Genomic DNA, 20877 nt, shown 5'->3' on the forward strand with positions numbered 1-20877 from the left:
CAGCTTGGCGCGCACCTCGTCCTGCGCGCCCTCGCCGACGGTGCGGTCGATGGCATTGCCGCGCTTCTTCATCATCCAGCCGGCGATCGGCACCGCCCAGAATTTGGTCGCCGCCGACAGCGGCCGCGCATCGGGATCGATCAGCTTGTCGACGTCGGCATCGTCGAGCCAGAGGTCGGTGAGCGGATCGAGCGATTGGCCGGTCGCAAGCGCGCGCGCGAGGAAAATGCCGTTGATGCCCCCCGCGCTCGCACCGGCGACGATGTCGGCGAAGACGCGAAGCCGCACGCCGCCGCGCGCCGCGATCTCGGTCAACAGCTCGCCATAGACCGCGCCCGCGCCCGCCAGTTTCCCGCCGTCGTGAAAAGCGCGCGATGCCGCCGCAAGCCGCCACACTTCCTTGGTGATGCCGTGCATATAGACGGCGAGGCTGATGCCGCCGTAGCAAATCAGGGCGAAACGCAGTTCCTTCTCGCGCATGCCCGGGGTGATAGCGCGCTTTGATCGGCCTGTCCCCCTCCCGCTTGCGGGAGGGGTTAGGGGTGGGCCAGCAGCGGCGCAGTATACCCACCCCGCTGCGACTAGCGAACAAGTTCGCAAGTCTCGCTACCCCTCCCGCAAGCGGGAGGGGAGTGGGAAAAGGCCTTGCATCTGCGAATGTGTCGCACTAGCGGCTCCGGCAACAGGAGTTGATAATGAATCGCAAATTTGCCCTCGCCGCTCTTGCTTGCACGGCGCTTTCCTCGCCCGCCTTCGGGCAGGACGTACCGGCCGATGACGCCGGACCCGCAAACAGCGAAGGCACGATCGTCGTCACCGCCGCGCGCACCATCTTACCGCCCAGCGCGCTGCCGCTGACGATCGACGTGATCGGCAAGGACGCGCTCGACCAGCAGCTTGCGATGGCGGGTTCGGTGACCGACGCGGTCGCGAACCTGACCCCCAGCTTCTCGCCGACGCGGCAGAAGCTTTCGGGCGCGGGCGAAACGCTGCGCGGCCGCTCGCCGCTCTATGCGATCAACGGCATCCCGCAATCGACCCCGCTGCGCGACGGCAGCCGCGACGGCTTCACGATCGACGGCTTTTTCGTCGACCGCGTCGAGCTCATCTATGGTTCGAACGCGTTGCAGGGGATCGGCGGCACCGGCGGCATCGTCAACCAGGTCACCGTCGGCGCGCCGAAGGAAGAGGGCATCAGCGGCCGCGCACTGCTGCAAGGCACCGCCGACAATGATTTTTCAAAGGCCGGGATGGGCGGCAAGATCGCAGGCCTCGTCCAGTACAAGGCGGGGGCGTTCGACGCGACGGTCGGTGCGGCCTATGAGATCCGCGGGGTCTTTTCCGACGCCAAGGGCCGCCCGATCGGGCTCAACCTGACGCAGGGCGAAACGCAGGATTCGAAAACGCTCTCGCTGTTCGGCCGCTTCGGTTACGAACTGTCGCCGAGCGCGCGGATCGACCTGATCGCCAGCCGGTTCGAGCTGAAGGGCGACGGCGACTATGTCGCGGTTCCGGGCAACCGCACGGCGGGGCTGCCGACCAGCGCAGTGCGCGGCAATCCGCCGGGAAAATCGGCGCAGAACCGCACCGAAAGCGTCGCACTGTCGCTCACCGACACCGATCTTGGCGGTGGCAATTTCGTCAGCCAGATTTTCTTCAACCGCAGCCGCGACACCTTCGGCGGCGAAATCCTGACGCAAGCGACTTTCCAGGACATCCGCATCGCGCCGATCGGCACACTGTTCGACCAGTCGCAAAACCGCAGCCGCAAGTTCGGCGGCAAGCTCAGCTACGAGCGCGGCCTCCCCGGGTTCGAAGATCTGACGCTGACGCTCGGTTTCGACACCTTGTGGGACACGACCGAGCAGCGGCTGATCGCCACCGGCCGTACCTGGGTGCCGCCGACCGATTTTCGCAGCCTCGCCCCCTTCGCCCAGGCGAACCTCAAGCTGCTGGGCGGGCTTGTCCGCGTTGCCGGCGGCGCGCGCTATGAAAATGTGAAGATCAAGATCGACGATTATGTCACGCTCGCGACGACGACCACGCCGCGCGGCGGGGTATCGGTCGCCGGCGGGTCGCCGACGTTCGACGACGTGCTGATCAACGGCGGCGTCATCGTCGAACCGGCGCCCGGCATCCGCGCTTATGCGAGCTATGCCGAGGGCTTCACCGTCCCCGACATCGGCCGCATCACCCGCGCCATCGGGACCGCGGGGGTCGACATCGACAACTTCCTCGATATTTCGCCGATCGTTTCGAACAACCGCGAGATCGGTTTCGAGGTGAAGCGCGGCCCCGTCGACGCCAGCGCGACCTATTTCTGGTCGTCGAGCGACAAGGGCCAGCTGCTCATCGCGCGTCCCGACCGCATTTTCGACGTCCAGCGCCTGCGCGTCGAAATCCAGGGGCTCGAGGTCAACCTCGGCGTCCAGACGCCGATCGACGGGCTCAAACTCAGTGTCGGCTATGCCCATCTGATCGGCCGCTTCGACAGCGACGCGGTGCCCGACGGCAAGGTCGACAGCGATCTCGACGGCACGAACATTTCGCCCGACCGCCTGAACCTCGCGGCGAGCTATGCCAGCGGCCCCTTCTCGGCGCGCGTCCAGACGCAGGTCTATTTCAAGCGTCGCTTCGACAGCAAGGCGCGCGCCGCCGACGACGCCAACCCGCTGCATCCGCTGAAGCTCGCCGACAATGATTTCGGCGGCTACACGCTCACCGACGCCACTGTCCGCTACCAGACCGGCGTCGGCGGGATCAGCCTGTCGGTCCAGAACCTCTTCAACAAGCAATATATCGACTATTCGAGCGACACGCGCCTGCCCACCGACCAGCTGTCCTATTTCGCGGGGCGCGGGCGCAGCTTCACGCTCGGCTGGGACTACAGGTTCTAAAATGATGAAGACGCTCGACACACTGCACCGCTGGACGGGGGGCCTGATCGGCCTTGTGCTGGCGCTGCTCGGCCTGTCGGGCGCGATTCTTGTCCACAAGGAGGAATGGATCGGTGTGGCGCATGCGGGCGATCCGCTGCGTAGCGACATTGCGACGGTCGCCGCGACGACCGAGAAACTGATGGCGCTGCCCGGCGATCCGCAGGGCATCGTCTATGCAAGCCCGCGCCTCGGGCTGCACCAGCTGCGGTTCGACGAAGGCGCGGGTCTCTATGCCAGCCAATCGGGCGAAACCGTCACCCGCTGGGAGAGCCAGTGGGAACGCCCCGAAATCTGGCTGTTCGATTTCCACCACCATCTCTTCACCGGCGATGTCGGCGAATGGGTGTCGGGGATCGCCGGTCTGTGCGCGCTCTTCTTCATCATTTCGGGCGCGATCCTGTGGTGGCGCACGCGGCGGACCTTTTCCTTCCGGCTATGGCCCAAGCGGATGAGCCGCCCCGCGATCGTGACGCAACACCGCGACCTCGGCATCGTCGTCGCGCCGCTGCTGCTGCTGTCGGTCGTCACCGGGACGATGATGCTGTTCCGTCCCTTCGCGATGGCGATCGTTGCACCCTTTGGATCGGTCGCCGAGACCGAAAAGGCGCTCGATCCGCCGAAGTACAAGGGTGGTCCGCTCGCCGCCGATCCCGACTGGACCGCGATGCTGACCACCGCGCGGGCGCGCTTTCCCGATGCCGAATTCAGGATCCTGAGCAAGCCGCGCAAGCCCGGCGACCCGATCAGCCTGCGGATGAAGCAGCCCGGCGAATGGCTGCCCAACGGCCGATCGACCCTGTGGTTCGACGCCGAAACCGGCAAGCTGCTGGGCGCGCGCGACGCCATGGCGATGCCGGCGGGCGCCAAGGCGTTCAACATCGCCTATCCGCTCCATGCCGCAAAAGTCGGTGGGCTGCCCTATCGGTTGCTGCTGACCGTCTCGGGCCTCGCGATGGCACTGCTCGGCAGCCTCGCCGTCTGGTCCTTCTGGTTCCGCCGGCCCAAGCCGGTGAAACGCCCGATGAAGGCGGCGCTCGCCACGCCCTGAATATCTTCGTCATCCCGGCGAAGGTTGGTCGAATATCGCCGCCGGCCTCCGCGCTTTCCTATTTTGCCGGGCAAACTATATCCTGCCCAGTCCATGACCCGCGCCCGCGTCCTCCTCCTTACCGCCGCCCTCGGCCCGCTCGACTATCGCGTCCCGCGCGAAAGCGAAGCGCCGCTCGGCAGCGTCGTCGTCGCGCCCTTGGGGCCGCGGCGATTGGGCGGCGTGGTGTGGGAGGATGCAAGCTTCGGCGCTCCGCAAGCGGTCGGCGACAATCGCCTCCGCAACCTCTACGAAGTCGTACCCGTCCCGCCAGTGCCCGCGCCGCTGCGCCGCCTCGTCGAATGGACGAGCGATTATTATCTCGCACCGCCCGGCGCGGTGCTCCGCATGGTGCTCCCCGGCGTTGCCTTTGCCGACGCGCGGCGCCCGATCGTCGAATATCGCGCTACTGGCGAGCTGCCCGCGCGGATGACGCCGCAGCGCATCGTCGCGCTCGAAAAGATCGGCGAGCGGCAGGGCATGGTGCGCGAACTCGCCGCGCTCGCCGAAGTCAGCGATGCGGTGATCCGCGGCCTTGTCCAGACGGGCGCGCTCGAGCCGGTCACCGTGTCGGCCGACGCGCCTTATCCCAAGCCCGACCCGGGGTTCGCCCCGCCCGACCTGTCCGACGAACAGACCGCGGCAGCCGCGCAGCTCAAAGACGCCGTCGCCGCCGCGAAATTCGAAACGCTGCTGCTCGACGGCGTCACCGGATCGGGCAAGACCGAAGTCTATATGGAGGCGATCGCCGCGGCGTCGGGCGCGAACAAGCAGGCGCTCGTCCTGCTTCCCGAAATCGCGCTCACCGAGCCGATGCTGACGCGCTTCGCGGCGCGCTTCGGCTGCGAGCCCGTCGCCTGGCATTCGGGGCTGCGCTCGACCGAGCGCCGCCGCGCCTGGCACGCGATCGCCAGCGGTGAAGCCAAGATCGTCGTCGGCGCGCGCTCGGCGCTCTTCCTCCCTTATGCCAATCTCGGCGTGATCGTCGTCGACGAGGCGCACGAGACGAGCTTCAAGCAGGAGGACGGCGTCCATTACCACGCGCGCGACGTCGCGGTGATGCGCGGCCATTTCGAAGGGCTGCCGGTGATCCTCGCAAGCGCGACCCCCGCGCTCGAAAGCCTCGCGCAGGTCGAGGCCGGACGCTACCGCCACATCGTCCTCCCCGCGCGTTTCGGCGGCGCGACCTTGCCCGACCTTGCCGCGATCGACATGCGGCAGGACCCGCCCGACCGCGGCCGCTGGCTCGCCCCGCCGCTCGTCGACGCGCTCGCCGACCGCCTTACAAAGGGCGAGCAAAGCCTCCTCTTCCTCAACCGCCGCGGCTTCGCGCCGCTGACGCTGTGCCGCACCTGCGGCCACCGCATCCAGTGTCCCAACTGCACCGCGTGGATGGTCGAGCACCGCCTCGTCCACCGCCTCGCCTGCCATCATTGCGGCCATGTCATGCCGCCGCCGCGCCTCTGCCCCGAATGCGAGGACGAGGACAGCCTCGTCGCGTGCGGCCCCGGGGTCGAGCGCGTCGCCGACGAAATCGCGCTGCGCTTCCCCGAGGCGCGCGTCGCGATCGTCACCTCGGACACGCTGTGGTCGCCCGCGAAGGCCGCCGAGTTCGTGGGCAACGTCGAGGGCGGGCTGGTTGACATCATCATCGGGACACAGCTCGTCACCAAAGGCTATCATTTTCCGAACCTGACGCTTGTCGGGGTGGTTGATGCCGACCTCGGGCTCGACGGCGGCGACCTGCGCGCATCCGAGCGCACCTTTCAGCAGATCGCCCAGGTCGCGGGGCGCGCCGGGCGCGGGGTCAAGCCGGGCGAGGTTCTGATCCAGACGCGCGTGCCCGAGGCGCCGGTGATGGCGGCGCTCGTCGCAAACGACCGCGACGGTTTCTATGCGGCCGAGGCCGCGGCGCGCAAACAGGCGGGCACCCCGCCCTATGGCCGCTTCGCCGCGCTCGTCATCTCGTCCGAGGACATCGACATCGCGCGCGGCGTCGCGCAGCGGCTGGGGCAAAAAGCGCCCGTCGCCGAAGGTCTCGCCGTCTATGGCCCCGCCCCCGCGCCGCTCGCGATGCTCCGCGGCCGCCACCGTTTCCGCCTGCTGCTCCACGCGCCGCGCAGCTTCGACCTGCAGGGCACGATCCGCGACTGGGTCGCCAGCATCGACTGGCCGGCCAAGGCGCGGCTGGCGATCGACATCGATCCCTATAGCTTTGTCTAGCACATAGAGGGCTTTACAGCCTCGCTGCGCGCTGGCAGCACCAACGCGGGTGCCAACCGGGGGGAGCGGCGGGATGCACGGGATTCGCATAACGATATTGGCGGCCGGGCTTGCCGCGCTGGCCACGCCCGCGCAGGCGAAGTGGCTGCGCGCCGACACCGAAAATTTCATCATCTATAGCGAGGGCAACGAGAAATCGCTGCGCAGCTTCGCCGAGAATCTCCAGCGGTTCGATGAGACCCTGCGCATGCGCTTCAACCTGTCGGACGCGCCGGAGCCCAACCGGCTGACCATCTATCTGGTGCCGCGCGGGGTCGACGCCGGCCGGCTGGTCACGGGCAAGAGCGGCTCTTTCATCGCGGGATGGTACCGTCCCGACCCCGAGGGAAGCTATGCGATCTCGCACCGCGAGAATGTCGTGATCAAGGGCACGCCGCAATCGCAGCAGACCTTGTTCCACGAATATAGCCACCACTTCATGAGGCGCTATGCCGGCGCTGCCTTCCCAGCCTGGTTTATCGAGGGGTTCGCCGAATATTATTCGACCGTCGATTTCACCAAGGACGGCAAGGCCGAGACAGGCAAACCCGTCTATGCCCGCGCCTATGGTTTGCTCACGATGCCGAAAATTCCGGCCGAAACGCTTTTGCTCCAGCAGCCGGGGGCGATGCGCAATTCGGGCCAGAAGGACGTCTATTATGGCCGCGCCTGGCTGCTGACCCACATGCTTTATAATGACGCGTCACGCGCCGGGCAGCTTGCCCGCTACATCGAGGCGATCAATCGCGGCGATGACGGCAAGAAGGCTGCGGTCGATGCGTTCGGCGACCTGGCCCAGCTCGACAAGGATCTCAATCGGTACATGGCCAAACCGATGACCTTCCGGACGTCAAGCGAACCCGTCGCGGTTCGGGGCAAGGTCGGCGTCGTCGCATTGTCCGCCGCCGAGGATGCGCTGCTGCCGCTCCGTCTCGAACGGATCAGCGCCATGCGCGACGACGCGCGGATCGCCAAGGTGCGCGACGACCTCAAGGCGCTGAGCCAGGTGCACGGCGGCGATGCCGGCCTATGGTTCGAACTGGCGAGCGCCGAATGGGAGATGGACGACGACAAGCGCGACGTGGCCGCCGCGCGCGCCGCGGTCGACAAGGCCCTGGCGATCGACCCCAAGCATGTCCGCGCGAACGTGCTGCTCGGTCGCATCCTGACCGCCGAGGTCGAGGCGAAGGCCGATCCGCAGCCGGCGGACTGGAATGCGGTACGCAAGCCGATCGCGCTCGCCAACCGGACCAACCCCGACGATCCGGTGCCACTCTACGCCTATTTCAAGACCTTCCTCGATCAAGGCATGCGGCCGCCGCCGATCGCGATCCAGGGCCTCGGGCGCGCCTTTGCACTCGCGCCCGAAAATATCGCGACCCGCGTCAGCTATGCCTTTGCGCTGGCCAATGGCGGCGATTTCGACGGCGCGCTGAAACTTGCGCAGGCCGTCGCCTTTGATCCGCATGACGGCGGGCAGGGCGAACAATTGCTCGCCCAGCTGGAAGCGATGCGGGAACGCAGCAAGGGACGCACGTCCGCCGCCGATGCGGCGGCGGACGAATAGCCCGCCTCAATAATCGGGTTCGCCACCGCCCAGCACCTGGCTTGCCTGTCCCTTCAGCCACGCCATCGCCGCCGCCCAAGGCTGGTGCCCATGACTGATTCGCGCGACGCCAAGGGCGGCGAGTTCCTTGTGCGTCGGGCCGCCCTTGCCGCGCAGGATATTCACCGGCAGCGGCGATCCGTCGCAGATCGCGCCGATACATCCGGCATCGGCGAGGAAGGGAACGAAGAGCCCGCTCGCCCCGGCATCGGCATAGGCGCGGGCGCGCTCGAGCGTCGCGGCGACGAGCGCGTCGCCGTCTTTCGCCGCGTCGCCTCCCAGGAACAGGTCGCAGCGCGCATTGACGAAAAGCCCGGTGTCGGCGGCGGCGCGATAGCGCGGCGCAGCGTCGGCTATCGGCAACAGCTCCTTCTGCCCGGGCAGCCGGTCTTCCATATTGATTCCCGCGGCGCCCGCGGCGCGCGCTTGCGCCACCGATGCGCCCACCGCGGCCGCGTCGTCGCCATAGCCCGCCTCCATGTCGATGGTGACCGGCAGGTCGGTGACGGTCAGGATGCGCGCAAGATTGGCGAGCGCTTCTTCGAGCGGGAAATTCTCACCGTCGGACGACCCTTGCGCCGACGCGACGCCCCAGCTGCCGGTAGCAATCGCCTTCGCTCCCGCCGCCGCGACCGCCTTCGCGCTCCCCGCGTCCCAGATGTTGACGAGGATCAGCGGGTCGCCGGGAACATGCAGCGCGCGAAATTCAGCAACCTTGTCAGACATCAAAAACTCTCCCTCTTGAGCAATTCTTCCTTGATCGGCAGGCCATAGGCATAGCCGCCGAGCGTGCCGTCGCTGCGTACCACGCGGTGACACGGGATGAGCACCGCGACATTGTTCGCGCCATTCGCGCTCCCCGCCGCACGCACCGCCTTGGGCTTGCCCACCGCGGCCGCAATATCGGCATAGCTGCGCGTCTCACCCGCCGGAATCTTCCTGAGCTCGCGCCACACCGCTTCCTGAAAGGCCGTGCCCTTCACGTCGATCGGAATATGGTCGAAGCCATTGGTGGGCGCCTCGACCGCCGCGACCACCTGTTTCAGCAGCGCCGCAAATTCATCGCCGCCCTCGATCAAATTCGCCGACGGGAAACGCTCCTCGAGCGCCTCGCGCCCTTCGGCGAAGGACAGGCGGCACACGCCCTTTGTCGTCGCGGCGACGAGCATGTCGCCAAGGCTGGTCGGCACGACCCCCCAGTGGATCGTCGTACCCTTGCCGCCATTCACCCAGGCCGAAGCCGTCATACCCATGCGTCCCTCCATATTCTCATAGAAACGCGACGGCCCCGAAAAGCCCGCGTCGTAAATCGCGTCGGTCACCCGCCCGGCCTCGCTCAGCGCCCGCCGCGCGCGCTCTTCGCGCAGCGCGCGGGCATAAGCGGCGGGGGACAAGCCGGTGTGGCGGGTGAAGACGCGCTGGAAATGCGTCGGCGAATAGCCGGTGCGACCAGCCAGATCGGCCAGCGCGAGCGGCTCCTCGCTTCCCTTGATCGCCTGGATCGCGGCGAGCACCGCACCCTCGTCGCGCGCGACATCGTCGGGCAGGCAGCGCTTGCACGGGCGCAGCCCCGCCGCGCGCGCGGCCGCGCCATCTTCGAAGAAGCGGACATTCTCGCGCAAAGGGTGGCGCGCGGCGCAACTCGGCCGGCAATAAATGCCCGTCGTCAGCACCCCGGTGATGAAGCGCCCGTCATAGGCCTTGTCGCGACGCATCGCGGCAGCCCAGCGATCGTCGTCGGTCATGGTTTCGAAGGCCATGGTCAATTCCTCTCTACGCGCGCGGCAAAACAGCCGTGCGCGGCATTATGCGCATCGATATAGGATATGGTCGCGTCGGCGAACAGGTCGCGGATCGCGCCATCGGCCTCGCCCGGTCCGGCGAGGCGGGCGGTCTGCAGCATGCCATGTTCGTCAAAAGCGCGCAGCGCGAGCGGGCGACCCTCGAACACCGGCGGCAGCGCGTCGCGGTACGTCGCCGCGGCGACGCCCGGCCGGACATAGATGGCGTAGGCGCTGCGATAGGGTGTATCGACATCGTGGCTGGTGTGATGGAGCAGAATCAGTTCCTCGCCCATGCGCGCATCCTCGAGGCTGATGCGGCAGGGAAAGCCGCGATCGGCGGCGGCGGTGACGCGGCGCGCGTTATGCTCCGCCAGTTCGGCATCATCCATCGCGAACAGCGGGGCGAAGCGATCGGGGCTGAGCCCGCGGATCGAATAGGTCATTGGATCGTCCTTTCTCTGTGGTTGACGATCCAATACCCCGCCCCCGCTGCGCATTGCGTCCCGTTGCTTGCGTTCAAACCGAAACGCCAAGGTGTGTTGCTGTATTATATCATTGACTCACCTAGGCCGCCGGGCCATTCTGCCGCTCCAAAGGGGACCGGCCATGGCTACCATCGACGCAGCGATCGCACCCGCAAGACCCGTCCGCCGCGCCGACTGGCTCGGGCGCAGCGCGACTTTCTGTTACCTCGCCATCGCGGCGGGGCAGCTGCTCTTCGTCGCTTTCATCCTGCTCTATTATTATCCGCCGACGCTGACCGGCAATTTCGCCGCGTGGAATGAAAAGCCGATCATCACCGGGTTCGTCGCGGGAGACACCGCCGGCAATCTTTTCTTCGCCGTCCATGTGCTGATGGCGGCGGTCCTCACCTTCGGCGGGCTGGTGCAGCTGGTGCCCGCAATCCGCAGCCGCTGGCCCGCGCTGCATCGCTGGAACGGGCGGCTCTATCTGGTCAGCGCGCTCACGTTGGCGCTTGGCGGATTCTGGATGACCTGGGGCCGCGGGACCTGGCTCGCGATCGGCGGCGCGATCGGCATCACGCTCGACGCGCTGCTGATCATCGGCTTTGCCGCGCTGGCGTGGCAGGCCGTGCGGTCGCGCCGCTTCGTCGACCACCGCCGCTGGGCGATCCGCCTGTTCGCGGTCGCCAGCGCGGTGTGGTTCATGCGCGTCGGCTATATGGCGTGGGGGCTCGCGACCGGCGGCGCCGGGATCGGCAAGGCGATGGACGGCCCGTTCGACCTGTTCCTCGCCTTCGCCAATTCGCTGCTTCCGCTCGCTGTGGCCGAACTCTATCTGCGCGCCGATGCGCGCGGAACGCCGGCGGCGCGCAAGGGCGTCGCGGCTTTGCTCGCGCTCAGCGGCCTTGTCATTCTTGCCGGCAGCGCCGGCGCATGGACGATGATGTGGGGCCCCTATATCTAGCCCCGCTTGCCTTCGTGCGGCGCACGGCTAGGGTGCGCGGCATGACCCGCTTCTTCCTGTTCCTCGCCGCCCTCTTCGCCATCACCCTGCCCGCGCACGCCGCCGACGACATCAGCGCCGCGTCGCGCAGCGTCGTGCGCATCGTCACCGTCGCGATGGTCGACGGCGAGGTTGTCGGCTTCGGACACGGCAGCGGCATCGCCATCTCGCCGACGCGGATCGTCACCAATGCGCATGTCGTCGAATCGGCGGTCAAATATCCCGACAATGTCGCGCTCGGCGTCGTCCCGTCGGAAGGACAGAAAAGCTATGCCGGCAAGCTGATCGCGATCGACACCGCGCGCGACCTCGCGCTGATCGAGATTAGCGAGGCGCGCCTGCCCGCCGCCGCCATCTACACCGGCCCGCTCGAATCGGGCGCCGATATTGTCGCGCTGGGCTATCCGGGCAATGTCGACCTCGCGACCGCGCGCAGCGCCAACGATTACATCACCCCGCGCACCCCGACGCGCAGCGAAGGCAATTTGTCGAACACGCAAAGCGTCGACGGCGTCGCGATGCTGATCCACACCGCCAAGATTTCGCGCGGCAATTCGGGCGGGCCGCTGGTCGACCAGTGCGGCCGCATCACCGGCATCAACACCGCGATCACCCGCGCCGACGATGGCGATTCGCCCTTCGCGTTCGCGATCGCCGGGCGCGAGCTCACGCGCTTCCTGACCGACGCCGATCAGGCCTATGCCAGCATCGGCACCCCCTGCCTGTCGCTCGCCGAGGCCGATGCGCGCGACCGCGCCGCGATGGATGCCGAGAGCCGCGCGAGCGCCGAAGCCAACGCCGCGAAGGACGCCGCCGCGCGGCTCGACCGCGAACTCAAACAGGCGCGCGCCGCGGAGGACGCGCTGGCGTCGCGCGAGAATCGCATCGCGCTCGCCGGGGTGTTCTTCGTGATCGGCGCGCTCGCCGCGGGCGCCGGGCTGCTCTTCCACAACCAGAAGAACATGCGGAACGCCAGGATCGCCGGCGGCGCGGGTGCGGTGCTGATGCTCGGCGCCGCGATATTGTTCATCACGCGGCCCGACGCGCACGCCGAAATCGCCGAAGAAGCGGCCGCCGTTCCCGCCGCCGGCACGCCAAAGCTCGCCCAAGGCAACTTCCTCTGCACGATCCGCCCCGATCGCAGCCGCATCACCGTGTCGGCGACGACCGACGTGCCGGTGACGATCCGCAGCGGCGGCTGCGTCAACGACCGCACCCAATATGCGCAAGGGTCGGACGGCCGCTGGCAACGCATCCTGGTGCCGAACGAGGAAGCGACCGTCACCGTCGCGTCGATCGATTCGGCGGCAAAGGAATATCGCGTCGACCGCTATATGCTCGACGCCGAGACGATGACGAAAGCACGCGAGATTCGCGCCGGCGTCACGCTCAAGAGCTGCACCGCCGATGCGGGCGAACGCGCGGCGCTCGCCACGCAGCAGGACGCGATCCGCAGCGCGCTTCCCGCCAGCCCCAACGAGCGGCTCGTCTACAAGTGCCAGCCCGCGGCGGGCGCGGCGGCCTCAACCGGAAACTGACGCTTTCGGGGCATTAGCCCGCGCGAAAACCAAGGGTGTCGCAAATATGCGCGGCGGCTTCGGCGGGCGGCGTCGCGCCGGTGTCGATTTCGACAGCAGCAGGCGGCAGCGGCGGATAGGCGAAGGCGCCTTGCGCTTGCAGTTCGCGGAGCAGCGCCAGCGATGACAATTTCCCGCTCGCCTGCCGCGACGGTGCCGCGATCCGCGCTTCGACCGCTTCGGGCGCGCAGGCAAGCGCGACGAAATCGACCCGTCCGCCAGCCGCCTCGACGAGCGCAACAACGCGCTCGGGAAAATCCGCCGCGACGCTCGCCTCGGGATGGAAAGTGAAAATCAACGAGCGTCGCTCGGCAGCAGCGGCGCGAAACACATCGAGCCACATCCTCTCGCGCAGGTCGACGAATGCCTCGCTGCCGAATGGAAAGACAGCGAGCAGGGCGTCGACGACCAGATGGTTGTGGAAAAGCGGCAGGCCCGTCAGCGCCGCGAGCTCGCGCGCGATGGTGAGCTTGCCGCTCGCGGCTGGGCCGTGGATGAAGACCAGCCTCATCCCCCGCACGCCTTGAACAGCATCAGCGTGCGTTCGCGCGCGAGATCAGCGCTCGGTTCGTGATAATCCTTGCGCCGGTCGCTGTTGAAACCGTGCCCCGCTTCGTAGACGAAAATCTGCGCGGTCGGGTGATCCTTCGCGATCAGCGCCTCGACGCCCTCCATCGGGATGCCGTCGTCGAAGCGGCCGAAATGGGCGATCACGGCGCAGGCGGGCGCCGCGTCCTTGAACATCGTCGGCACCAGGCTGCCATAATAGGCCGAGGCGGCGGCAAGGTCGGGGCTGAGCTGCGCCATCCGCCACGCGACCGACCCGCCATAGCAATAGCCGGTGATGAAGACGGGCCCTTTCCCTTTCAGTGCATCGATGCACGTCTGCGCATCCTTCAGGCTCTGCTCGAACGGGTGAAGCTCGCGCGCCAGCTGCACCGCACGCTGGAACTGCGGCCCCGAATAATCGCTCTCGAACCCCGGATGCTCGCGGTCGAACAGCGCGGGCGACAGCACCTCATAACCATCGGCGGCATATTCGTCGCACAGCTCGCGGATATGGTCGGTGACCCCGAAAATTTCCTGCACCAGGACGAGCCCGCCGCGGCGCTCGCCTTCGGGTTGGGCGTGATAGATGGCAATCTCGGCGCCATCGTCCATCGTCATCCGGATCATCTCGCCCATGCGCCACCCCTTTTCCGTTCGTCCCCGGACTTGATCCGGGGTTGTCGAAGCACCGTTCTTCTTTCCTGAACCAATGAAGAAAGAACGGCCCTTCGACAAGCTCAGAGCCTGCCCTCGCGAAGGCGGGGGGCGAACGGACAGGAGATAGCGATACGAGACCCCACCCCCGCCTTGCATTGCAGCAAAATCGTTGCTAGGCGCGCCGCGACTTCGCTGCGGGGGATATTCTCGAATATCCGCTTAAACCCGCGCGACCCATCCCCCACGGGATCGTAGCAAAGGACTTTCACGCGTGGAGAATTCCGGCGGCATTCAGGGCAACATCACGGCGGGCCTCGCGGGCCGTTATGCGGTCGCGCTGTTCGATCTGGCCCGCGAATCGAACGCGATCGATGCGGTCGCGGGGAGCCTCAGCAATCTGCGCGCGGGCCTCGCCGAATCGGCCGACCTGTCGGCACTGATCGCGAGCCCCGTCGTCAGCCGCGACGATGCCGCCAATGCGGTGGGCGCGGTCGCGAAAGCGATGAAGCTCGATTCGCTGACCACTAAATTCCTCGGCGTGCTCGCCGAAAATCGCCGCCTCGCCGACCTGCCCAAAATGATCGACGCGTTCGACGCGATCGTCGCCGGCCATCGCGGCGAAGTGACCGCCAAGGTCACCAGCGCGCATCCGCTTACCGCCGAGCAGCTCACAGAGCTGACGGCGAACCTCAAGACCCGTGTCGGCCGCGACGTCTCCGTCGCCACGACCGTCGACCCCGCCATCCTCGGCGGCCTCGTCGTCCAGCTGGGCAGCCAGCTGATCGACGGCAGCATCCGTACCCGTCTCAATAGCTTCGCACAGGCGATGAAAGGCTAAACAATGGAAATCCGCGCCGCTGAAATCAGCAAGGTCATCAAGGACCAGATCGCCAATTTCGGCACCGACGCCACGGTCAGCGAAATCGGTCAGGTTCTGTCGGTCGGCGACGGCATCGCCCGCGTCCACGGCCTCGACAATGTCCAGGCCGGTGAAATGGTCGAATTCGCCAATGGCGTGCAGGGCATGGCATTGAACCTCGAAGCCGATAACGTCGGCATCGTGATCTTCGGCTCGGACGCCGAGATCAAGGAAGGCGATGTCGTCAAGCGCACCGGCACGATCGTCGACGTCCCCGTCGGCAAGGGCCTGCTCGGCCGCGTCGTCGATGGCCTTGGCAACCCGATCGACGGCAAGGGCCCGATCAAGGCCGACAAGCGCATGCGCGTCGAAGTCAAGGCGCCGGGCATCATCCCGCGCACCTCGGTGCACGAACCCGTCCAGACCGGCCTGAAGGCGCTCGACGCGCTCGTCCCCGTCGGCCGCGGCCAGCGCGAACTGATCATCGGCGATCGCCAGACCGGCAAGACCGCCGTCGCGATCGACACCTTCATCAACCAGAAGCAGGCCAACGCCGGCGATGATGAATCGAAGAAGCTCTATTGCATCTATGTCGCGGTCGGCCAGAAGCGTTCGACCGTCGCGCAGATCGTCCGCCAGCTCGAAGAAAATGGCGCGATGGAATATTCGATCGTCGTCGCCGCGACCGCGTCGGAGCCCGCTCCGCTGCAGTTCCTCGCACCCTATACCGGCTGCACGATGGGCGAATATTTCCGCGACAACGGCATGCACGCCGTGATCGTCTATGACGATCTGTCGAAGCAGGCCGTCGCCTATCGCCAGATGTCGCTGCTGCTGCGCCGCCCGCCGGGCCGCGAAGCCTATCCGGGCGACGTTTTCTATCTGCACAGCCGCCTGCTCGAGCGCGCCGCGAAGATGAACAGCGACAATGGTTCGGGTTCGCTCACCGCGCTGCCGATCATCGAAACGCAGGCGGGCGACGTGTCGGCGTACATCCCGACCAACGTGATTTCGATTACCGACGGCCAGATCTTCCTCGAAACCAACCTCTTCTTCCAGGGCATCCGCCCCGCGATCAACGTCGGCCTGTCGGTGAGCCGCGTCGGCTCGGCCGCGCAGACCAAGGCGATGAAAAAGGTGTCAGGTTCGATCAAGCTCGAGCTCGCGCAGTATCGCGAGATGGAAGCCTTCGCGCAGTTCGGATCGGACCTCGATGCGTCGACGCAGAAGCTGCTCAACCGCGGCGCGCGCCTGACGCAGCTGCTCAAGCAGCCGCAGTTCCAGCCGATGCCGTTCGAAGAGCAGACCGCGTCGATCTTCGCCGGCACCAACGGCTATCTCGACAATGTCGCGACCACCGACGTCTCGCGCTACGAAGCGGCGATGCTCGCCTATCTGCGCAGCGACCACGCCGGCGTGCTCAAGACGATCCGCGATACCAAGGACCTTGGCGACGACGCCAAGAAGGGCCTGGTTGCCGCGCTCGAAGCGTTCGCCAAGATTTTCGCGTAACCCACCCACCTCGTCACCCCGGCGAAGGCCGGGGTCTCGACGGTGAGATCCCGGCCTTCGCCGGGATGACGAAACAAAGGTAAAAGACGGGACTTATGGCCAGTCTGAAGGAACTCAAAGGGCGGATCAACTCGGTCAAATCGACCCAGAAGATCACCAAGGCCAAGAAAATGGTCGCGGCGGCCAAGCTGCGCAAGGCGCAGGCGGCCGCCGAAGCCGCGCGCCCCTATGCCGAACGGCTCGAAGGCGTCGTCGCCAGTCTGGCGTCGAAGGTCGGCGCGTCCGATTCGGCGCCGAAGCTGCTGGCCGGCACCGGCAAGAGCGACACGCATCTGCTCGTCGTGCTCAACAGCGACCGCGGCCTCGCCGGCGCGTTCAACTCGAACATCGTCAAGGCGGCACGCGACAAGGCGCTCGAGCTGCAGGCCGAGGGCAAGAAGGTCCTCTTCTATCTCGTCGGGCGCAAGGGCCGTCCGGTCATCGCGCGCCTGTTCGCGGGCCAGATCACCGAGCAGTATGAGACGACCGGCATCCGCGACATCGGGTTCGAGCAGGCGCACGACATCTCGGCCAAGGTCATGGAGATGTATGAAGCCGGCGCGTTCGACGTCGCGCATCTCTTCTATTCGAAGTTCCGTTCGGCGCTCCTCCAGGAAGCGACCGGCCAGCAGCTGATCCCCGTTCCCGCCCCGGTCGACGTTCCGCCATCGAGCGGCGCCGCGGTCGAATATGAGCCCGACGAGGAAGCGATCCTCGCGGACCTGCTGCCGCGCAACATCACGATCCAGATCTTCAAGGGCCTCCTTGAAAATGCCGCATCCGAACAGGGCGCGTCGATGACCGCGATGGACAATGCGACGCGCAACGCGGGCGACCTGATCAACAAGCTGACCATCGTTTACAACCGCACGCGTCAGGCGGCGATCACCACCGAACTTATCGAAATTATTGCTGGCGCGGAAGCGCTGTAGCTCCGCGAAGAACTGGGCGCCGAAGCGCTCTAATCGATCAACCCAAGGAAGAAGACCATGGCTACCGCTCCCGCTGAAAAGAAGGCTCCTGCCAAGAAGGCCGCCGCGCCCAAGGCTGCTGCGCCCAAGAAGGCTGCCGCTCCCAAGGCTGCAAGCACCGGCACCGCCACGGGCCGCATCGCACAGGTCATCGGCGCCGTCGTCGACGTCCAGTTCACCGGCACCCTGCCCGCGATTCTGAACGCGCTGGAAACCGAGAATAACGGCAACCGCCTCGTCCTCGAAGTCGCGCAGCACCTCGGCGAAAACACCGTCCGCACGATCGCGATGGACGCGACCGACGGCCTGACCCGCGGCCAGCCCGTGACCGACACCGGCGCGCAGATATCGGTGCCCGTCGGCCCGCAGACGCTCGGCCGCATCCTCAACGTCATCGGCGAGCCGATCGACGAACAGGGCCCGGTGAACGCCGCCAGCGTCGCGCCGATCCACGCCAAGGCCCCCGAATTTGTCGACCAGTCGACCGAAACGAGCATCCTCGTCACCGGCATCAAGGTCATCGACCTGATCGCGCCTTATGCCAAGGGCGGCAAGATCGGCCTGTTCGGTGGCGCGGGCGTCGGCAAGACCGTGCTCATCCAGGAACTGATCAACAACATCGCCAAGGGCCATGGCGGCACGTCGGTGTTCGCGGGCGTCGGTGAACGCACCCGCGAAGGCAACGATCTGTATCACGAGTTCCTCGACGCCGGCGTTATCGCCAAGGACAAGGACGGCAACCCGACCCCCGAGGGTTCGAAGGTTGCGCTCGTGTTCGGCCAGATGAACGAGCCGCCGGGTGCCCGCGCCCGCGTTGCGCTGTCGGGCCTGACGATCGCCGAATATTTCCGCGATGTCGAAGGCCAGGACGTGCTCTTCTTCGTCGACAACATCTTCCGCTTCACCCAGGCGGGTTCGGAAGTGTCGGCGCTGCTCGGCCGTATTCCGTCGGCGGTGGGTTACCAACCGACGCTGTCGACCGACATGGGCGCGCTGCAGGAACGCATCACCTCGACCAACAAGGGGTCGATCACCTCGGTGCAGGCCATTTACGTTCCCGCGGATGACTTGACCGACCCGGCGCCGGCAACCTCGTTCGCCCACTTGGACGCGACGACGACGCTCAACCGCGCGATTTCGGAACTCGGCATCTATCCGGCGGTCGATCCGCTCGATTCGACCAGCCGCGTGCTGACCGCCGCGATCGTCGGCCAGGAGCATTATGAGACCGCCCGCCGCGTTCAGGAAACGCTGCAGAAGTACAAGTCGCTCCAGGACATCATCGCCATTCTCGGCATGGACGAGCTTTCGGAAGAAGATAAGCTGGTCGTCGCCCGCGCGCGCAAGATCCAGCGCTTCCTCAGCCAACCGTTCCACGTCGCCGAAGTCTTCACCAATATCCCCGGCAAGTTCGTGGCGATCGAAGACACGGTCAAGTCGTTCAAGGCGGTGGTCGACGGCGAATATGACCATCTGCCCGAAGCGGCCTTCTACATGGTCGGCGGCATCGACGAAGCGGTCGCCAAGGCCGCGAAGCTCGCCGAAGACGCGTAATTCGGTTCCCCTCCCGCTTGCGGGAGGGGTTAGGGGAGGGCCTGTCGGGGGACAGACCTTCACCTGCTACGAAACAGACCCTCCCCCGACCCCTCCCGCAAGCGGGAGGGGGGAGATTGATGACATGGCTCTGAAGTTCGAACTCGTCACCCCCGCCCGCCTCGAGCGGACCGCCGACGTCCATATGGTCACCGTGCCGGGGGCCGAGGGCGATTTTTCGGTGCTCGAAGGCCACGCGCCGTTCATGGCGACGCTACGCAACGGGCCGCTGACCATCTATGCGACCGCGGGCGCCGCGCCCGAGGTGATCGAGGTCGAAGGCGGCTTTGCCGAGGTCAACGAGGCCGGCCTGACCGTCCTTGCCGAGCATATCGCGAACTGATTTCTTCCGCCGTCCACGGCGATCAAAAGCCCGCATCCTTGCCGGATGCGGGCTTTTTTTATGTCCGCGGCGCTTGTCGGCCGGCGCATTAGGACAATGTCAAAGTTTCCACTTTATTCACCGTGTCGGATGAGGGTTCGTCAGCCATGGGCGGCGAGGCTCCGAAAGATATGGAAGCAGGACAAAACGAATGAGTGCATTCGGACGCCGACCCGGAACCGCTGGCCGCCCCGCCTTTGGCGTGGCGAAACCGATGCAGGGTGGTCCCGGCGTGCCCGGCGGAACGCAATTTCCTGCGATCGACACGCCGCCGCCGCCCGGCCCCGAGGCTTTCTCGGGACCCATGACCCCAGAAATGGAGGCGATGGAGCGGCTGAACCTGCGTTCGACCGCCGAGGCGATGGAGCCCGAAAAGGCGCAGGGTTTCGAAGCGTCGGTCCACAAGATCAAGGAACAGGTGCTGCCGCGCCTGCTCGAACGCGTCGACCCCGAGGCCGCGGCGACGCTCAGCAAGGACGAGCTGACCGAGGAATTCCGCCCGATCATCCTCGAGGTGCTCGCCGAACTGCGAATCACCCTCAACCGCCGCGAACAATTCGCGCTCGAAAAGGTGCTCGTCGACGAACTCCTCGGCTTCGGCCCGCTCGAAGAGCTGCTCGCCGACCCCGACATCAGCGACATCATGGTCAACGGCCCGTATCAGACCTACATCGAACGCAAGGGGCAGCTGATGATCGCCCCGATCCAGTTCCGCGACGAACAGCATCTGTTCCAGATCGCGCAGCGCATCTGCAACCTTGTCGGCCGCCGCGTCGACCAGACCACGCCGCTCGCCGACGCCCGTCTGAAGGACGGCAGCCGCGTCAACGTGATCGTTCCGCCGCTGTCCTTGCGCGGCACCGCGATCTCGATTCGTAAATTCTCGGCCAAGCCGATCACGCTCGATATGCTCTGCCAATGGGGCGCGATGAGCCAGAAAATGTGCACCGCGCTGAAAATCGCGGGCGCCAGCCGCTTCAACATCGTGATCTCGGGCGGTACGGGTTCGGGCAAGACAACGATGCTCAACGCCTTGTCGAAAATGATCGACCCCGGCGAACGCGTGCTGACGATCGAGGATGCCGCCGAACTTCGCCTGCAACAGCCGCACTGGCTGCCGCTCGAAACGCGCCCCGCGAACCTCGAGGGCAATGGCGCGATCCACATGGGCGACCTCGTCAAGAACGCGCTGCGCATGCGTCCCGACCGCATCATCATGGGTGAGGTCCGCGGCGCCGAATGTTTCGACCTTCTCGCCGCGATGAACACCGGTCACGACGGGTCGATGTGTACGCTCCACAGCAACAGCCCGCGCGAATGCCTCGGCCGTATGGAGAATATGGTGCTGATGGGTGACATCAAGATCCCGAAGGAGGCGATTTCGAAGCAGATCGCCGATTCGGTCGACCTGATCGTCCAGATCAAGCGCCTGCGCGACGGTTCGCGCCGCGTCACCAACGTTACCGAGGTGATCGGCATGGAAGGCGACGTCATCGTCACCCAGGAACTCTTCAAGTTCGAATATCTCGACGAGGACAAGGACGGCAAGATCGTCGGCGAATATCGCGCGATGGGCCTGCGCCCCTATACGCT

Annotated in this window: 18 protein-coding genes; 12 read left to right on the plus strand and 6 right to left on the minus strand. The window is 66.3% G+C overall.

Going from position 1 to position 20877, the window contains the following annotated elements:
- A partial coding sequence (locus V6M50_RS16850; protein WP_332819739.1) for a patatin-like phospholipase family protein occupies window positions 1–480 on the minus strand: 480 nt, incomplete at its 3' end.
- 215 nt (window positions 481–695) lie between these two features.
- On the opposite strand from V6M50_RS16850, the gene V6M50_RS16855 reads away from it, so the two are divergent.
- From V6M50_RS16855 to V6M50_RS16870, 4 genes are all read left to right on the plus strand, one after another.
- Window positions 696–2897, plus strand: a complete 2202-nt coding sequence (locus tag V6M50_RS16855; RefSeq protein ID WP_332819740.1) for a TonB-dependent receptor — start codon at window positions 696–698, stop codon at window positions 2895–2897.
- A 4-nt stretch (window positions 2898–2901) separates the two neighbouring features.
- Window positions 2902–3987 (plus strand): PepSY-associated TM helix domain-containing protein, encoded by a 1086-nt coding sequence (locus V6M50_RS16860; protein WP_332819756.1) that lies wholly within the window; start codon window positions 2902–2904, stop codon window positions 3985–3987.
- Window positions 3988–4080: 93 nt separating this feature from the next.
- Complete coding sequence (locus tag V6M50_RS16865; RefSeq protein WP_332819741.1) at window positions 4081–6249, plus strand: primosomal protein N'; 2169 nt, start codon at window positions 4081–4083, stop codon at window positions 6247–6249.
- Window positions 6250–6322: 73 nt separating this feature from the next.
- Window positions 6323–7855, plus strand: a complete 1533-nt coding sequence (locus tag V6M50_RS16870) for a hypothetical protein (protein WP_332819742.1) — start codon at window positions 6323–6325, stop codon at window positions 7853–7855.
- A 6-nt stretch (window positions 7856–7861) separates the two neighbouring features.
- Here the strand turns inward: V6M50_RS16870 and V6M50_RS16875 are convergent, their stop codons facing one another.
- From V6M50_RS16875 to V6M50_RS16885, 3 genes are read right to left on the minus strand one after another with little or no spacing between them, the layout of a single operon-like run.
- Window positions 7862–8620: an isocitrate lyase/PEP mutase family protein gene (locus V6M50_RS16875; protein ID WP_332819743.1), complete on the minus strand. Its 759-nt coding sequence runs from the start codon at window positions 8618–8620 to the stop codon at window positions 7862–7864.
- The gene (gene ada / locus V6M50_RS16880) at window positions 8620–9654 is read right to left on the minus strand and encodes a bifunctional DNA-binding transcriptional regulator/O6-methylguanine-DNA methyltransferase Ada (RefSeq protein ID WP_332819744.1); all 1035 of its coding nucleotides are present in this window, start codon (window positions 9652–9654) and stop codon (window positions 8620–8622) included. Before ada ends, V6M50_RS16875 begins: the two co-directional genes overlap by 1 nt.
- 2 nt (window positions 9655–9656) lie before the next feature.
- Window positions 9657–10121 carry a DUF1203 domain-containing protein gene (locus V6M50_RS16885; RefSeq protein ID WP_332819745.1) on the minus strand — a complete coding sequence of 155 codons (465 nt, stop codon included), beginning with the start codon at window positions 10119–10121 and terminating at the stop codon, window positions 9657–9659.
- Window positions 10122–10284: 163 nt separating this feature from the next.
- On the opposite strand from V6M50_RS16885, the gene V6M50_RS16890 reads away from it, so the two are divergent.
- Together V6M50_RS16890 and V6M50_RS16895 are read left to right on the plus strand one after the other, a co-directional pair.
- Window positions 10285–11106, plus strand: a complete 822-nt coding sequence (locus V6M50_RS16890) for a DUF2306 domain-containing protein (protein ID WP_332819746.1) — start codon at window positions 10285–10287, stop codon at window positions 11104–11106.
- A 41-nt stretch (window positions 11107–11147) separates the two neighbouring features.
- Entirely contained in the window at window positions 11148–12683 is a 1536-nt protein-coding gene (locus V6M50_RS16895; RefSeq protein ID WP_332819747.1) for a S1C family serine protease, read from the plus strand.
- Between the two features lie 13 nt (window positions 12684–12696).
- Here V6M50_RS16895 and V6M50_RS16900 read toward each other — a convergent pair whose 3' ends face one another.
- Window positions 12697–13233, minus strand: coding sequence for a shikimate kinase (locus tag V6M50_RS16900; protein ID WP_332819748.1), 537 nt, complete (start codon window positions 13231–13233; stop codon window positions 12697–12699).
- On the minus strand, window positions 13230–13907 hold the full coding sequence (locus V6M50_RS16905) for a dienelactone hydrolase family protein (protein ID WP_332819749.1): 678 nt from the start codon (window positions 13905–13907) through the stop codon (window positions 13230–13232). The genes V6M50_RS16900 and V6M50_RS16905 overlap by 4 nt, the downstream gene beginning before the upstream one ends.
- Before the next feature lie 292 nt (window positions 13908–14199).
- Here V6M50_RS16905 and V6M50_RS16910 point away from each other — a divergent pair, with 292 nt between their 5' ends.
- The 6 genes from V6M50_RS16910 to V6M50_RS16935 all read left to right on the plus strand — a co-directional run.
- A complete protein-coding gene (locus tag V6M50_RS16910; RefSeq protein ID WP_332819750.1) occupies window positions 14200–14766 on the plus strand; it encodes a F0F1 ATP synthase subunit delta in 567 nt (188 codons plus the stop codon).
- A 3-nt stretch (window positions 14767–14769) separates the two neighbouring features.
- Window positions 14770–16299 carry a F0F1 ATP synthase subunit alpha gene (gene atpA / locus V6M50_RS16915; protein WP_332819751.1) on the plus strand — a complete coding sequence of 510 codons (1530 nt, stop codon included), beginning with the start codon at window positions 14770–14772 and terminating at the stop codon, window positions 16297–16299.
- A gap of 95 nt (window positions 16300–16394) precedes the next feature.
- Window positions 16395–17270: a F0F1 ATP synthase subunit gamma gene (locus V6M50_RS16920; protein ID WP_332819752.1), complete on the plus strand. Its 876-nt coding sequence runs from the start codon at window positions 16395–16397 to the stop codon at window positions 17268–17270.
- Window positions 17271–17327: 57 nt separating this feature from the next.
- Window positions 17328–18863: a F0F1 ATP synthase subunit beta gene (gene atpD / locus V6M50_RS16925; RefSeq protein WP_332819753.1), complete on the plus strand. Its 1536-nt coding sequence runs from the start codon at window positions 17328–17330 to the stop codon at window positions 18861–18863.
- Window positions 18864–18987: 124 nt separating this feature from the next.
- Entirely contained in the window at window positions 18988–19245 is a 258-nt protein-coding gene (locus V6M50_RS16930) for an ATP synthase F1 subunit epsilon (RefSeq protein ID WP_332819754.1), read from the plus strand.
- Window positions 19246–19435: 190 nt separating this feature from the next.
- On the plus strand, window positions 19436–20877 hold a 1442-nt coding region (locus V6M50_RS16935), incomplete at its 3' end, for a CpaF family protein (RefSeq protein WP_332819755.1).

This window comes from Sphingopyxis sp., assembly GCF_036675685.1.
Classification (GTDB): Bacteria; Pseudomonadota; Alphaproteobacteria; order Sphingomonadales; family Sphingomonadaceae; genus Sphingopyxis.